The organism is Bacillus cereus group sp. RP43 (assembly GCF_040459645.1).
In the GTDB taxonomy this organism is placed as follows: Bacteria; Bacillota; Bacilli; order Bacillales; family Bacillaceae_G; genus Bacillus_A; species Bacillus_A mycoides_C.
The window spans coordinates 2,603,043-2,618,522 of sequence record NZ_JARVHQ010000001.1; the positions used below are offsets into that span (position 1 = coordinate 2,603,043).

Below are 15,480 nucleotides of genomic sequence, written 5' to 3' on the forward strand. Positions count from 1 at the left end.
CACTTTTCTAAAAAACTGATTATTCTTTTTAATCATTTACAATATATAACCTATATGATAATATGGATAAAATTACATGCGATGATGAGAAGAGTAGATAAAATGAATTTTTCACAGAGAGCTCCATTTAGCTGAAAAGGAGCAAAAATTCTTTATTGAATCAAGCCTCTGAGCAGCACATCGGAACCTTTAATAAAGGGGGTGGTGTGACGGGAGCTCCCGTTATAGGGCTAAGGTATAAGCGTTATGCAGTACCTGATAAGGTTAATATGGTGACATATTAACAAACTAGGGTGGCACCGCGATGATAAATCTCGTCCCTAAGACTTTAAGTCTTGGGGGTGGGGTTTTTTTATTGGTTTAAAACAATTTAGAAAGCGGGTGCCTAAAATGAAAAAATTACTTAAAGATTGGAAATATCCTTTATTACTACTGTCCGGAGTGGGTATTGCAAATTTAGGTGCATGGATTTACTTAATAGCACTTAATGTACTTGTCTATAATATGGGTGGCTCAGCTTTAGCGGTTGCTACTTTATATGTAATTAAACCATTTGCTGCTTTATTTACAAACGCTTGGTCGGGAAGTATGATAGATCGTTTAAATAAACGAAAGTTAATGATTCACCTCGATATATACCGAGCAGTATTTATCGTCATTTTACCTTTGCTTCCATCCCTTTTGATTGTCTATCTCTTAGTATTTTTTATAAGCATGGCTAGTGCGATTTATGAACCAACCGCTATGACGTATATGACAAAATTAATTACAGTAGAACAAAGACAACGTTTCAACTCACTACGTAGTTTAATAGGGTCTGGTGCATTTTTAATTGGTCCAGCAGTGGCGGGGATATTATTAATAACTGGTACACCAGAGTTTGCTATATATATGAATGCTATAGCATTTCTGTTATCAGGGTTAATTACATTACTTTTACCTGATCTTGATAAAAAATACGATTCTAATACATCCAATGATAAATTTTCACTAACTGTATTAAAGAAAGATTGGAACATAGTTTTAAATTTTAGTAAAAAATCTATGTATATTGTTTGTGTTTACTTCTTATTTCAAGGGATGATGGTATTAGCTACCGCTATTGATTCACTTGAATTATCATTTGCGAAAGAAGTTTTATTGTTAACAGATAGTGAGTATGGCTTTTTAGTTAGTACCGCTGGTGCGGGTTTTATTTTAGGAGCAATAACAAATACAATTTTATCAAAAAAATTAGCACCTTCATTTCTAATTGGAATAGGATCATTATTCATTGCAATCGGATATTTGATTTATGCTTTTTCAAGTGAGTTTTTAATAGCTGCTATTGGATTCTTTATTCTATCTTTCTCTATGGCATATGCAAATACAGGGTTTTACACATTTTATCAAAATAATGTTCCTGTTCATATAATGGGACGGATTGGGAGTATATACGGGCTTGTTATTGCAGTCATAACAATTTTTACAACGATACTGTTCGGAGTAGTAACTCAATTTAGTTCCATTCAGTTTATAGTCATTGTAGGAGTAGTTGTAATGCTACTTACTACTATCATATTGTGTTTGTTTACTTTATTGCCGTCGAAGTCTAGGATATATTCAACTGAATCAATAGATTCGAAATGATTTTAGCATCTTTGTGGCATTCAATAAGAGGTTTTATTCCCCTTTATATTGAAAAATAATAAGGAGAACGAACAATATTGAAAGACAAGGGTGGTTGTCGTGATAAAAATAAAAGATGAAATCGAGAAAATTGTAAAAGAATTGCACCAGAAATTAGATTTTTCTGGGGTAGTTTTAGTGAAAAAAGAAAAAGACTTAGTCTATGAAGAGGCGTTTGGCTACGCAAATCGAAGTGACGGTATATATAATACTCTACAAACAAGATTCGGAATCGCTTCAGGATGTAAATTATTCACTTCTATCGGTATTTGCCAACTTGTTGAAAGAGGTGTGCTATCCTTTCATACAAAACTCAAAGATTGTTTGCGTATTGAATTTCCGAATTTTGATAAAGACATTACAATTCATCAACTTTTAACACATAGCTCTGGTATTCCAGATTATTTTGATGAAAGTATTATGGATAACTTCGAGGATCTTTGGAAACAAACACCTATGTATCTTTTAAAAAGTTTAAGAGATTTTTTACCATTATTCCAAAATGGTAATATGATGTTTGCACCAGGAAGTAAGTTTCACTATAATAACGCAGGTTTTATCATACTTGGATTAATTATAGAACAACAGACAGGGCTTAAATTTACGGAATATATAGAAAAAAACATATTTGTTCCAGTTGGCATGAATGATTCCGGCTATTTCTCTTTTGATAATTTACCAAAACATACAGCTCTCGGATATATAAAAGATGTAAATAATCAAAAATGGAGAACAAATGCATACTCTATCCCTATAAAGGGAGGTGCTGATGGAGGTGCTTATATTACCTCTCCAGATATGTTGAAATTCTGGGAAGCATTATTTAGCAATAAATTATTGAGCCAAGAATATACGAACATACTTTTAGCCCCTCATATTCTTGTAAATAATAGTCAATCTTATGGATATGGCATATGGATCGAGAAAAGGCAAGACAACATTTTTAAATACCATGTAATGGGATATGATCCAGGTGTGAGTTTTCGCTCGGCTGTTTATCCAGACTTAGGAATTACATTAGTTATTCCTTCAAATAAAGGGGCAGGACCTGAAAAAATAATGAAAGAACTAGAAAAAACTTTTTGAAAAAGTTAAAAGAGTTCATGAATATCCTTGTTTTGAATAAAGGTACTTAAGACGTACGAGTAAAAAGTACGTCTTTTTACTTTTATAAATAACACTTAAGGCTGATGGGGAATCATATTCCATATTTTACAAATTAAAGTAACTATCGTATTTCAAGTATGGTATGAACAGCGACGAATATAATTTTCAAAGGTAAACAAGTATATAGGAGGACTCTAAATGGATATTCTATTTGTTACTCTACTTGTTATTCTTATAATTGTATTAATGCAAGGTAAGGAATACAAAGTGAATATTAATCGTATTTGGCTCATTCCGGCTTTGCTGTGCTTTGTAACAATCCAGTCCATTATTCATATGGGACAATTAAATATATTGCACGTACTACTATTCGTTGCAATGCTCGGAATTGGATTGGGTCTTGGAGTTATTAGGGGAAAAGCTTTAACATTTCGATTAGATAGTGAAACAGGTCATGTATTACGAAAAGGAAATTGGTTAAGTACAATTATTCTACTTGTTATTTTAAGTGCAAAGGTTTTGATTAAGCAAAGTATGTTTCCTGGCAGTACTCACCACACATTAATAGCTGTAACGAATGCCTTTTTATGTATCACATTAGGTACTGTAATTAGTAGACGCTATTATATTTGGAAAAAATATAATGAATTAACACAAAAAGCGTAAATACATTCGTCCCTTGTTTAACAACGCTGTGAACGGTAATACTAAATAATATTGAACTTTTACAACAAGGGATGATAATATGATATTCATTTACACAGATTTCGGTGGAACGCATACAACCTCGCTAGCTGCAGCTTATCATTTAAATAAATTACCAACTGATCGGAAGTTAACGAAAGAAGAAATTTTAAATGTGGAGTACTTTAATAAATTGAAAACAGAAGATATGGGGAAAATTATTTTTCATGGACAAGATGAATATGGGAATCCCGTATATACAATTGGCTGCGGGGCATCAAAGGTCGTTGTACCTGCGATGAAGCATTTAGGAGAGATTTTGCAAAAACATTATCAAAACCATGATAAGATTATTTTTTCTAATACATCACCAACAGTTCCATTGCCAATGACTTTAGGCGGTTTGTTTTCTAGAAGATTTCATATTGATTTTATTGGTGTACCGTTACTCGTATGGGGAGCAAAGATTTGCTGTGATAACATCCAGCGGCTTGTCAGTTATACGAAAGAAGCGGGGCGAATGACGAATGATTATGTTGTTATTTTAGATAACGAAACATTTAAGTAATGTAATGTTAAAAGAAGGCCGGAAAATTTTGTGGTTTTCTTTTTTTTTGATAAATAGACAAAAAACATTCACATTTATTATACATCTACTATAGCCAAAATAATAAAGTCCTGTTACTATTACAGGGGATATTCTCTTTTCGTAAGATAAATATATAGAAAAGTCAGAAAAGAGGAACAGAATAAGGGAGGAACAACATGAAGCGTGTTGCTTGGTTTACTGATAGTACAACTGCGAGTTTTACAACAGATGGTGATAACTTTGTTATCCCAATTGAAGTTATTATTGATGGAGTGTCTTATAAGGATTGTGAAGAAGGAGTTCATAAACGTCTTTATGAAGCGTTAAATGACGGAAGAACCGTTACTACTTCGCAACCTAACATAGGGGAAATGGTAGAATTATTTACTAAATGCAAAGAAGAATATGAAGAAGGCTTTGCAGTTGCTATTAGCGGAAAAGTAAGTGGGACCTATCAAAATATGAAATTAGCTGCTGATATGGCAGGTTTCCCTTTAACTGTATTAGATAGTGAAACGACAAGTTATCCAATGGATGAACTTTTGAGAAAAGCTAAAACGTTATACAATGATGGTATGACTTTACAAGATATACATAAAACATTAGTAGATGAAAAAAGAAGGCCTTTTTATGTATTTCCAAAAAGCTTAAAAGGTTTGTATGCAAGTGGTCGAGTAAAGGGAGTTCAATTTTTACTTGGAAGTTTATTAAGTGTCAACTTAATCTTAGAAGTAAAAGGCGGAGAACTTTTACTTGAAAAGAAAGTGCGTAAAATCCAAAAATGTAGAGAATACATTAAAAATGAGCTTGAAAAAGAATTACCAAAAGTACTTCATATGTTCTATGCTAACGATAAAGATGGAGCTGAAGAATGGATTTCAGATATTAAACAAGCATTCCCTGAAATGGATTTCAAGCTTTATCCATTGCCAATTTCATTTGCTGTCCATGCAGGTGAAGGAACAATAGCAATTAGTTATTAAGAGGAAAACCCGCGAATAATTCGCGGGTTTTTTATTTTTTCTACAACAAATATGAAGTATTCATTGAATCTACCCCATACTAGATAATTATGTATAGATAGATAAAAGGATTTCCTACTATTAGAAAAGAAGTATTTATAAACAAATACTAAAATGGTAGTGATATTATGAAAATCGGTAAATTTGGAGAAAAAAATAATTTAAGTATAGATGCGATTAGACATTATATGGATCTCGGGCTAATTATCCCCGAAAAGAAGGGTGGCCATTATTTTTTTGATGAGTATTGTCAAAAGGATGTAGAGCTTATATTAGAGTACAAATGGCTAGGATTTAGTTTGAATGAAATTAAAGAACTTTTTCTTTATAAAAGTTTAGCAAAATCTATAAATTATGAAAAAGATACTTTTTACCAATCTTTATTTAAATTGAAATATGAAAAGGTGGAACATGAAATAAAAAATTTAAAGGAAAGAAGAGATAAATTAAAGGCAGTGTTAAATGATTTATCTCTAACAACTCAGATTTCTAATTCAATTTTAGGGATAGATTTAAGGGTACTTAATTTTCTTACATGTTTTAAGTGTAGCGGACATTTAATTCTTCAAGATGGAATTATTAATAGCAATCAAATTACGGAGGGGAAATTAACTTGTAATTGCGGCGCAGAGTATGTTATTAATTCAGGGATTTTAACAGCAGGTAAATCGTTTGAAACGTCTGACAGGGCTTCTTTTGAAGATCCTATTTCAAATTATATCCATGAAACTGATTCTTCTTATTTGGAGAATATACATAGAGTAGGAGAATGGGCGAAAAAGAAACTAAAACAACTAGATTTAAATGACAAGGTAATACTTGATATAGGATCGGGTCTTGGATTCTTTTTACGAAATATTTATGAAGAGCTGCCAGAGGATTGCTTATATATTGCTGTTGATCGAGATTTGAATAAACTTATATTTTTAAAAGATGTAATTGAAAAAAGAAACCCTAAAAGAAACATTATATTTATCTGTGCCGATTTTTTAAACATACCTATTCAAAATTATTCTGCTGATATTGTAATTGATCAGTCTGGTACAAGTAATTATAGTTTTGAGTATGAAAACTTTTTGTTGCATGAATTAAATCCACTTTTTAAACCAGAGTGTTATATGCTAAGCTCATTTATTTTATTTAAAAATTTCAGCATAAATAGTCATATACCAACTAGATTACGAGAGAATTTTACCTCTTCAAAAGTTAAGGGAGAAATTCAAAAACTACAGTTTCATTCCATTGATGAAAGAACTTCAGAATATATAGAACGAGGAGGAAAATACGAGGATTTCTTTGTTCAAGGAGAAGAAATTTATACATATTCATTTTTCGGAAAAAGATGGGGTTAACCCCATCTTTTTTAATTTTTCTTTTAAAAGTTTTTAATACTAGCATATTGATATTGGGTTGACCCAAGAACTTACACTATACGTAATACAAAGTTAAGTGGGAGGGAAAAGTTATGGAGAGTTTACGAATACATTTACAAAATGAAAAAAGCAATCAAGAACTAAGAAATATTTGTCTCTATGTAATTGGGAAAACAGTATCAATATTTGGTAGCTCTATTTATAGTTTCGCATTAGGATTATATGTTTTACAAATAACCGGATCAGCATTAAATTTCGCAATTACACTCATTTTAGGAACGATTCCAATGATTGTTATGAATCCATTTGCCGGCGTAATCGCAGATAAGGTTGATAAAAAGAAGCTGGTTATTTGTATGGATCTACTAAATGGATGCTTGTTAATTGCTGTTTATATAGTAAGCAGCAATTATGGATTAAACTTATTCATCATTTATGCTACTACCTTTCTTATGTCGGTATTTACAACATTCTTCGGAATAGGATTAGAAGCCGCAAAACCAAATATCATCTCTAAAGAGAAGCTAATGAGTATTAACGCTATAAGTAAAATTATCGATTCTGTATCTTTGATTCTCGGTCCTATGTTAGGTGGCATCATTTTTGCTGTATTAGATATAAAAACTTTTATAATTATAAATGGTATTTCATTTATTCTTTCGGGCATATCCATATTGTTTATTCACTTTAAATTGTTCGAGTACAACATAAAAAATGGATGTTCAAAAAGAGAAATTAATTTTATTAAAGATATAAAAGAGGGGTTTTCTTACTTAATTGAAAGGGAAAGCTTAAAAAATACGTTTCGTATTTTAACTTCACTTAATTTCTTCCTAGGTTTTGCTGTAATCGTCCCATTACCATACATAATAAACACAGTTCTGAATCTTAGTTCGAAGCAATTTGGCATGATTCATGGGACTTTTCCAGTAGGAATGATAGTTGGTGCAATATTAGTAAAAAAGATAACTGATCGTTTTTCTTATTCCTATCTTTTAAAAAAATCAAGTTTTATGTTGGCAATTTTTATGATAATTTTAGGGATTCCAATTTTATTCAAAAGTATTGAAGTAGATAATTTTGTATACGTTACTACGTATTGCATTATTATGTTCTTTTTAGGGCTAATGATAGCACTAATTGATATTCCTTTAACTTATTTCATGCAAAAAGAGATTCCCGATGAATATAGGGGAAGAGTGCTCAGTATTGGATTAAGTATAGGTAAAATGATGCAGCCAATAGCACTAGCATTATCAGGTCTATTATTAAATTATATTCCAGCCTACATGCTTCCAATTGCAGGAGGGATAGTATTTCTTATTTTGAATAAAGCTTACTCAAATAAGTTGAATTTAGAAATTCATTCAAAAGATTATAGTGTTTTGCGTAGCTAAGTGATATTGTTAAATGTTTAAAAAGCACAGGATCCACATCCTGCGCTTTTCTATCGTAATTCAGCCGTCTTTCTAATAACAATCTTATCAATATCATCCTCTTCATCACCAATAAATAATCCTCGTTCTTTTAAGTATGTTTCAAAGTATAAATCTGCTTCAGCGCGTTCATCGTACGGCTTTACAGATAGAACGAAACCTAATTTGTTTTGTTCCTCTAAATGAGAAGTAGAGATGTATGCTGGTACATTGTGGCGTAAAAAGAGCTCTTTAACCGGAATAATCATATCTTTCATTAATTTCGTTAACATACCCATTTCAAACTCAAAATTAAAGCGATCTATACTAGATAAATCCGCGAATACTACACCAATAAAACCTGTATTAAACACTTCTTGATATTCTACTTCCTCGTCACCGTAAAAATTCTTTTCAATTAAATAATTTATAAAGTACGCAACGCCATCACTTTCTTCAAATGGTTTTGTTGAAAGAACGAAGCCAATTTTCTTTTGTTTATGTAAATACACACATGACATGTATGCAGCGATATTATGTTCTTTAAATAATGCACTCGTTGCTCCAGATAGACCATCTAGTACGTGATGCACAATTTGAAGTTTTTTACGAGCGAAATAATAGGATTTCTTTTGTAACTCCAATGTATCAATAAAGACAGAGCCGATAAAGCCTGTATTTGAAATAATAGGTGTTTGCTTTTTTCTTCCTCTGCGCTTTGCTTGAGTCATTGTTAAAATCATCCCTTCATGTACAATTAAAATAAAAAGAACGTTTGTTCGTATATTTATATTTTACTATTAAAACGCTCTAAAGTAAAGGGTTTTTGACGAAAAAACAATAAAAAAGACACCTATAAAAGGTGCCTTAAACGTTGCAGGGAAGAGGTTTCATCCCATTATTTATATTAAGATACAGATACAATCTCTTCTGTATCTTCTACATCTAAATGACAGTCCATAGTACGAACATCTTGATCTTCATGACTTCCGAAATAAATAGTAATTTTCATATGTATCGCTCCTTTATTCTAGGAATACCTAAAATAATTACTAGTAATGTTAATATTTATTATATACCACTTTTTTCATTCCGACAATGTTATATCATTTTTAATTCTTATTATGCTACATCGTGTGATATAAAGGGGTTACAAAGGGGAATATCATTGATTAAGTGAAATTTCTTATATGTTATATTTAAAATAGGTGTTATTTAATTACTATTTTTTAAAAGGAGCATAATTGATGAATTATCAAAAGTTACTTATAGATAATTTTATATACAAAACTTCATATGTTGCTCGTCATGTGCAAGGGATGAGTGTAAAGAAAACGAAGGATTATATTGCCGTTAACTGTGGTTTACCTACAGATACATTTAATATAATTACTTTGTTAAACAACAACTTAACGGAAGGAAACGAAGAATTATGTGCGGAGATAGAACACTTTAATCAAAAAGGGTTCCCTATGAGTGTTTGGTGTTGGGATGCAAAGCGAGAGAATACACTTAAGAACGATTTACTAAAACTTAGATTAATAGAAGCAGAAAATAATATTGCAATGGTTGCAGATTTACAAACAATTCTTCCTACAATAGACATACCAGCAGGTTTTACAATACAAAAAGCAACTTCGCCGGTACAAATACAAAAATTTGGCGAAACATTAGCGGCTTTATTCGGTACATCAGCGGAAGGCTCTAATGTTCAATCATACTATAATCAAATCTCTTCTTTAGATTTATGGAATAGCGATGACATGAAACTATACCTAGGTCTTTATAAAGGTGAGGTAGTATCTGTTGGCTCTTTAGTATGTACGAAAGATAGTGTCGGTATTTATGATATTGCGACTAAAGAAGAAATGAGAGGACAAGGATTCGGCTCTACTATGTTTAATTTCTTGCTGCAAGAAGCTAAACAACTAAAAAATACGTATTGCGTATTACAAGCTTCACCTGATGGAATAAATATTTATAAAAAATCCGGCTTTCAAGTTGTAGGACAAATGACTGTTTTTGAAAATCGGCATTTATTTGAGTAAATCATCCAAGTCCAATTGTTTTAAATATAGGAGTTAACATACCGTTATGAAAAAAACATCTATAATTACAATCATTTGTTTCTTCACAGTAATAAGCATCTTTGTTTTTCAACAAGTAAATGAACATAGTTATATAAAAGCTACTAATCAATCAAATCATATAAAAAACATTGCGCATAGAGGTGCTTCTGCATATGCACCAGAACATACAATAGTGGCTTATACATTAGGACAACAATTAAAAGGTGACTATATAGAAATAGATCTCCAAATGACAAAAGATGGACATTTAATAGCTATGCATGATGAAACATTAAACCGTACAACAAACGGTGTGGGATTAGTTAAAGAACATACATTAGAAGAAATAAAGAAACTAAATGCAAGATCTTTTTTCAATAAAAAGCATTCCAATTTAGCAAAGAAAGAATTTGAAGATGCTACAGTTCCAACACTAGAAGCAATTATTGAAACGTTTGGACATAATGCTAACTATTATATCGAAACAAAATCGCCAGATGAATATCCTGGAATGGAAGAAAAACTATTAGAAATTATTAATCACTACCAAATAAATGATAAAGTTATTATTCAATCATTCAGTGAAGAAAGTCTGCGAAAGATTCATAGTTTAAATGCCAATATACCGCTAGTACAATTATTATCATATAAAAAAGCAGTTCAATTAACAGAATCAGAAATAGAAAAGTATAAAGCATACTGCATAGGTCTTGGTATGAATTACAAATATATTGATGCAGCCTACGTAAAAAAAATAAAGAATTATGGATTAGAAGTTCATCCATTTACAGTAGATAATGAAAAAGATATGAAAAAGTTACTAGTATGGGGTGTAGACGGCATGTTTACTAATTATCCGGATCGTTTACATTCAATATTGGATTTGAAAAATCATAAATAAAAAGAATTACCCGATAGGAAATGATGTACGGCTGTTTTCCTGATGGTAACATAATTGAATACATTGAGCTGAAGTTTAAATAACTATGCAAAAGAGAAAACAAAAAGAATCCAATAAAAATATTGGATTCTTTTTATTTAGTTCTATGCACCCATCGTGAAACAATAGGATAATGAAATTCTTTATTTTGTAATTCATATAAAATCCCTTTAAGTGGTCCTAAAATTACGGCGGCTAAAAGTATTATATATAGTGGAATTGTTCCGAAAATAACAAATAAGGAATTTGTACTCAAGTCAATGTGTAATAAGGAAAGCATGATCGTACGGATTACTACGAAGTTCCAAAGAAATACAGCGAGCCATACTCCAAATTGGAAAAGGGCTGATTCTAGATTCATCTCTTTTATACTTTGTGATTTGAAAACGAAATAAAGTATGAGCGGTATAAAGAAAAGTGTATTACCAAAGAGGAAAAAGGCCAAGAAAGATAATAAAGTAATTGCATGTATCACTAGTTTAATGTTTTTATCTTGTGATAGTATCATTAAAATCCTCCTATATTTAATTTAGATGGTAAAAAACAATATAACCTATTATATCATAGGAAATATGGAATCGAAATAATCATACTATTTGCTGTATTAAGCATAATTTTTCATAAGATTACTCAGAAAGTAATCAAAATGCAACTAATTCTTCCTCTGTTTTTTATATTTTTTTGATACACTGGCTACGAGAGGAATGCCAATTAAGGTAGGTAAAAACCAAAACCATATAGGCGGCAGTAAATTAATAATTGGAATATGAATTCCGACGTTTACTAAAAGTGCGGTTACAGCACCGATATAGGAGCCTAACATACCTCTAATATGGTGGCGAATCCAATTTTTCCAACGCTTTTTTCTTGCAAGGTAGCCATAAATCGCAAATGAATAAGAGAAAATTGCTACATAAAATAAATATGCGATTTCATCCCACTTTATAATGGCCAATATAATTGCCGTCAGGGTTATGACAACATAAGATGCATGATATATTTCGCCCCATTCCGTGTGTTTTCCTTTCTTTTTTTGAGCAACCATCGCTACAATACCAGTAATTAAACATATGGTTCCAAATAATATGTGTATGGTCAAAAGAATGTTGAAAATGCTCATAAAAGTTCCTCCTTTTTTATTTTTATAGTATTGCAGTATAGGAGAAAAGTTGAAAAATATAGTTAGTTCGCCTTAATATATTGAAATAAAGGTACTCCTAGAACAAAATGAAATGATTAAATTTTTTCTCAAATTTAGTGAGATGAGTATTACGTTAAATGAAGGAGAGGCTTCTATGTTTACATCTATCACATACTTACAATCTGGGAACGATAAACAACAAAAAGTTTACGAAGTTATGAATAAACTAAACATAATGGCGGATTTAGCTTTGTATAGTCCTGTACTTTGCGGGACAATCCCTATTAGAATTGATACCCTTCACTCTGACTTGGATATTGTAATGGAAGTACATGATTATGATGTTTTTGAACAGGAAATTAGATCTTTGTATGGTTCATATGAAGGATTTGAAATGAAAAAGAAAAACATTGGAAATATCTTAACAATAAAGGCAACTTTTCAATTTGAAGGTTTTGAATTTGAATTATTTGGTCAACCGCGGCCAGTGCGTAACCAAAATGCATATAAACATATGATAGTGGAGCACATGCTATTAATACAGCATCCCCATATTAGAAAAAAAATCATCCAATTAAAAGAACAAGGCATAAAAACAGAACCAGCTTTTGCACAAGTATTAAAAATTGACGGAGATCCTTATGAAGAACTTATTTTATTAGGACAGGAAATGAGATTGTGGTAAATAAGGTACACATAAAAATCCTCTTTATATAAAAGAGGATTTTTATTATGCCATTAACTTACGAATCAAATTACTTAATATATAAATACCTTGAGTAATTTGTTCAGGGGAAGCATATCCATACGATAAGCGTATGCACTGATCCGATTCTTCTTCATAAATACGTCCTGGGTTTAAAAGAACTCCCTTTGATAGTGCTTCTGAAAACAGTTTTTTCATTGGAATGTTAGGTACAACCGTTAGCCATATAAAAAATCCGCCACTTGGAATATCCCATGTAGCAATATCTGCACAATACTTGTCTAAAGCTTGTAACATCATTCGTCTGCGCTCTTTCAGTTGGATCCGTACGTTCGCAACGTGTTCTTCATAAAATCCTTTACTCAACCATTCTGCAGCAACTCTTTGTGATAAAGAACTTGATCCATAGTCAGTTTGCATTTTTATGTCTGACAAACTCTCAATAACAGGCTCTGGTCCGATAATCCAACCAATCCTAAGTCCTGGGCTAAGTGTTTTAGATAAACTACCGATATATAAAACATGTCCATGTTTATCCATCGACTTTAAAGGAGGCGGCGGTAGTTCATCCATCCATAACTCACGGTAAATATCATCTTCAATGATAGGCAATTGTTCTTTTTCGCAAACTTTTAGTATCTCTTTTCGTCGCTCTTTGGACATTAATATCCCCGTTGGGTTTTGAAAGCAAGGTATCGAATATAAAATATTTTTCTTTTGACTATATTTAATTCGTCTTAACAAGTCATTAGGGAAAATGCCCTGTTGATCCATATGTATTCCAGCAAGGTGAATATTAGCTGATTGAAATACGTGAAGCGAATATAAGTAAGAAGGTTGTTCAAGTAATACAGTTGATTCTCTATGTAATAGACCGATTGATATTAATTGTAATGCCTGTAATGCACCAGAGACTATTAATATAGAACTTGGTGATGTATTTATTCCAAATGATTTTACATAATTACTTATTGCTTCACGTAAAGGCAAATATCCTTTTTGTTCCTCGTATCCAAAATAATCTAGTTCCTCACATACGTTTCGCATAATGAATTGCATAGTTTCTAACGGGAAAAGATGAGGTGCAAGTTCACCTTTACTAAGATGGATAAGTTTGTTATTTGCTTCTGCCTCATTTATTTCTCGTACCATTAATTTGCTTGGCTTATGAATACCAGCCTTTACATATTCACTCCAATCGGGCGGGGGATTAGTCGCTAATAATGACCATGTATTATTCTTTACAATTGTTCCTACTCCGATTTGCCCTTGAATTAAGCCATCTGCCATAAGTTCTTCTAGTGCGGTTATTACAGTACTACGATTTACATGAAATAATTTTGCTAACTGCCGCTGACTAGGAATCTTACTTCCAATCGGCCATTCTCCGTATTCGATTTTTTCTTTCATATGGTCTATTATCTGCCGATATTTAGGCAGCTTTTTATCAGTAGACATATTAAAAACTCCCTCATTCATTTTAAAAATGCAAAGTGGTTGGTTTTTTCCAGGAATAACTGGTTGAAGACATTCTATCAACTATTAAATATGATGAAAAGAAATAATTGGTAATTAGAAAATAGCTGATTTATTGGAGAGGGAGAGAAAATATGTACAATAAAAAATGGAATCCTCATATTGTATGTGCTCATGCTTTTACGATTCTTATATGGGGAACAGCTTTTCCAGGAATTCGGATGGGGCTTGAAGCTTATACGCCTGAACACCTTACTTTGCTACGATTACTAATTGCTTCTTTGATTCTTCTTCTGTTTTCACTTATATACAAATTACGGTTACCTGATTTAAAAGATATTCCAGTAATTTTTATATTTGGCGCTTTGGGATTTACGATTTATCATATTGCACTAAACTACGGTGAAAAGAGTGTGAATGCTGGACCTGCTAGTTTCATTGTTTCAGTAACACCGATATTAACAGCAATTCTTGCTTCTGTTTTTTTGAATGAAAAAATGAAATTAAATGGTTGGATCGGTGGTGTAATTAGTTTGGTAGGAATAGCTTTTTTATCATTAAGTCAAGGAGATGCTGTTCATTCGAATAGTGGGGTATTACTAATATTATTAGCTGCAATTTCAGAAAGTCTATTTTTCGTTTTTCAAAAACCATATTTAAAAAAGTACGGTTTCTTGCCATTTATAATATATACAATTTGGTCTGGTACTGTATTTATGCTTATTTTTTTGCCAGGGATTTATGAAGAAATTGTAGCAGCTCCTATTGGAACTACTTTGAGTGTAATATATTTAGGTGTGTTTCCGACAGTACTGCCGTATATTGCATTAGCGTATATTACATCCCATTCCGGTGCTTCTGAGGCAACAAGTTCTCTATATTTAACACCAGTAACTGCTTGTGTTATTGCTTGGATATGGTTAGGCGAGGTACCAACCTTTGTTTCGATTGTTGGAGGGATAGTTACTATACTTGGAGTTGTGATTGCTCATTTAACATTTAAAAAAGATAAATATAAGCAAATCGAGAGCGAAAAAGTATGGTAAGACACTTCTGCGAGTAGTTGCAATTTGAAAGTAACAATATTGAAATAATATGGGATTTTTAATATAGATATAACGGGAAATATCTATATTAAAATGCACTAGTCCAGCATTTGTACGGAATTAAATTATACTGTTAGATGATCACCAGAGTAAGAACTAGTATAATACTAGTTCTTTTTTATCGACACACTACTCACCATTAATATTTGCTTAGAATTGTATAGATTTAAATTTTTTCCACATA

The 15,480-nt window shown here is 31.7% G+C and carries 15 protein-coding genes and 1 other annotated feature; of the genes, 11 read left to right on the forward strand and 4 right to left on the reverse strand.

The features are described from left to right. Positions 1–72 precede the first annotated feature (72 nt). Positions 73–325, forward strand: a binding site (T-box leader). Positions 326–390: 65 nt separating this feature from the next. The 7 genes from QCI75_RS13780 to QCI75_RS13810 all read left to right on the forward strand — a co-directional run bounded on the left by QCI75_RS13780 (position 391) and on the right by QCI75_RS13810 (position 7,840). Then, a complete protein-coding gene (locus tag QCI75_RS13780) occupies positions 391–1,629 on the forward strand; it encodes an MFS transporter (RefSeq protein WP_353760683.1) in 1,239 nt (412 codons plus the stop codon). A gap of 99 nt (positions 1,630–1,728) precedes the next feature. Beyond that, on the forward strand, positions 1,729–2,754 hold the full coding sequence (locus QCI75_RS13785; RefSeq protein WP_144504512.1) for a serine hydrolase domain-containing protein: 1,026 nt from the start codon (positions 1,729–1,731) through the stop codon (positions 2,752–2,754). A gap of 219 nt (positions 2,755–2,973) precedes the next feature. Further along, complete coding sequence (locus QCI75_RS13790) at positions 2,974–3,441, forward strand: CcdC protein domain-containing protein (protein ID WP_353760684.1); 468 nt, start codon at positions 2,974–2,976, stop codon at positions 3,439–3,441. Positions 3,442–3,520: 79 nt separating this feature from the next. Continuing rightward, positions 3,521–4,027: a DUF3189 family protein gene (locus QCI75_RS13795; protein ID WP_002085266.1), complete on the forward strand. Its 507-nt coding sequence runs from the start codon at positions 3,521–3,523 to the stop codon at positions 4,025–4,027. 197 nt (positions 4,028–4,224) lie between these two features. Continuing rightward, positions 4,225–5,031, forward strand: coding sequence for a DegV family protein (locus QCI75_RS13800; RefSeq protein ID WP_002127627.1), 807 nt, complete (start codon positions 4,225–4,227; stop codon positions 5,029–5,031). A gap of 167 nt (positions 5,032–5,198) precedes the next feature. Further along, the gene (locus QCI75_RS13805; RefSeq protein WP_353760685.1) at positions 5,199–6,422 is read left to right on the forward strand and encodes a methyltransferase domain-containing protein; all 1,224 of its coding nucleotides are present in this window, start codon (positions 5,199–5,201) and stop codon (positions 6,420–6,422) included. A gap of 113 nt (positions 6,423–6,535) precedes the next feature. After that, a complete protein-coding gene (locus tag QCI75_RS13810) occupies positions 6,536–7,840 on the forward strand; it encodes an MFS transporter (RefSeq protein WP_353760686.1) in 1,305 nt (434 codons plus the stop codon). Between the two features lie 50 nt (positions 7,841–7,890). Here the strand turns inward: QCI75_RS13810 and QCI75_RS13815 are convergent, their stop codons facing one another. Continuing rightward, positions 7,891–8,589 (reverse strand): hypothetical protein, encoded by a 699-nt coding sequence (locus QCI75_RS13815; RefSeq protein WP_144504504.1) that lies wholly within the window; start codon positions 8,587–8,589, stop codon positions 7,891–7,893. Between the two features lie 516 nt (positions 8,590–9,105). Here QCI75_RS13815 and QCI75_RS13820 point away from each other — a divergent pair. Both QCI75_RS13820 and QCI75_RS13825 read left to right on the forward strand, forming a co-directional pair. Further along, a complete protein-coding gene (locus tag QCI75_RS13820; protein WP_144504502.1) occupies positions 9,106–9,906 on the forward strand; it encodes a GNAT family N-acetyltransferase in 801 nt (266 codons plus the stop codon). Positions 9,907–9,952: 46 nt separating this feature from the next. Then, positions 9,953–10,828: a glycerophosphodiester phosphodiesterase gene (locus tag QCI75_RS13825; protein ID WP_144504500.1), complete on the forward strand. Its 876-nt coding sequence runs from the start codon at positions 9,953–9,955 to the stop codon at positions 10,826–10,828. Positions 10,829–10,961: 133 nt separating this feature from the next. Here the strand turns inward: QCI75_RS13825 and QCI75_RS13830 are convergent, their stop codons facing one another. Together QCI75_RS13830 and QCI75_RS13835 are read right to left on the reverse strand one after the other, a co-directional pair. After that, on the reverse strand, positions 10,962–11,375 hold the full coding sequence (locus QCI75_RS13830) for a magnetosome magnetite crystal formation protein family (RefSeq protein ID WP_002141962.1): 414 nt from the start codon (positions 11,373–11,375) through the stop codon (positions 10,962–10,964). A 144-nt stretch (positions 11,376–11,519) separates the two neighbouring features. Then, on the reverse strand, positions 11,520–11,987 hold the full coding sequence (locus tag QCI75_RS13835) for a DUF2306 domain-containing protein (protein WP_002136583.1): 468 nt from the start codon (positions 11,985–11,987) through the stop codon (positions 11,520–11,522). 175 nt (positions 11,988–12,162) lie between these two features. On the opposite strand from QCI75_RS13835, the gene QCI75_RS13840 reads away from it, so the two are divergent. Further along, on the forward strand, positions 12,163–12,693 hold the full coding sequence (locus QCI75_RS13840; RefSeq protein ID WP_353761532.1) for a DUF4269 domain-containing protein: 531 nt from the start codon (positions 12,163–12,165) through the stop codon (positions 12,691–12,693). A 45-nt stretch (positions 12,694–12,738) separates the two neighbouring features. On the opposite strand, the gene pdxR is transcribed toward QCI75_RS13840, so the two are convergent. After that, complete coding sequence (gene pdxR / locus QCI75_RS13845) at positions 12,739–14,172, reverse strand: MocR-like pyridoxine biosynthesis transcription factor PdxR (RefSeq protein ID WP_353760687.1); 1,434 nt, start codon at positions 14,170–14,172, stop codon at positions 12,739–12,741. Positions 14,173–14,324: 152 nt separating this feature from the next. Here pdxR and QCI75_RS13850 point away from each other — a divergent pair, with 152 nt between their 5' ends. Beyond that, positions 14,325–15,236, forward strand: coding sequence for a DMT family transporter (locus QCI75_RS13850; RefSeq protein ID WP_353760688.1), 912 nt, complete (start codon positions 14,325–14,327; stop codon positions 15,234–15,236). The last annotated feature ends 244 nt before the right edge of the window (positions 15,237–15,480 follow it).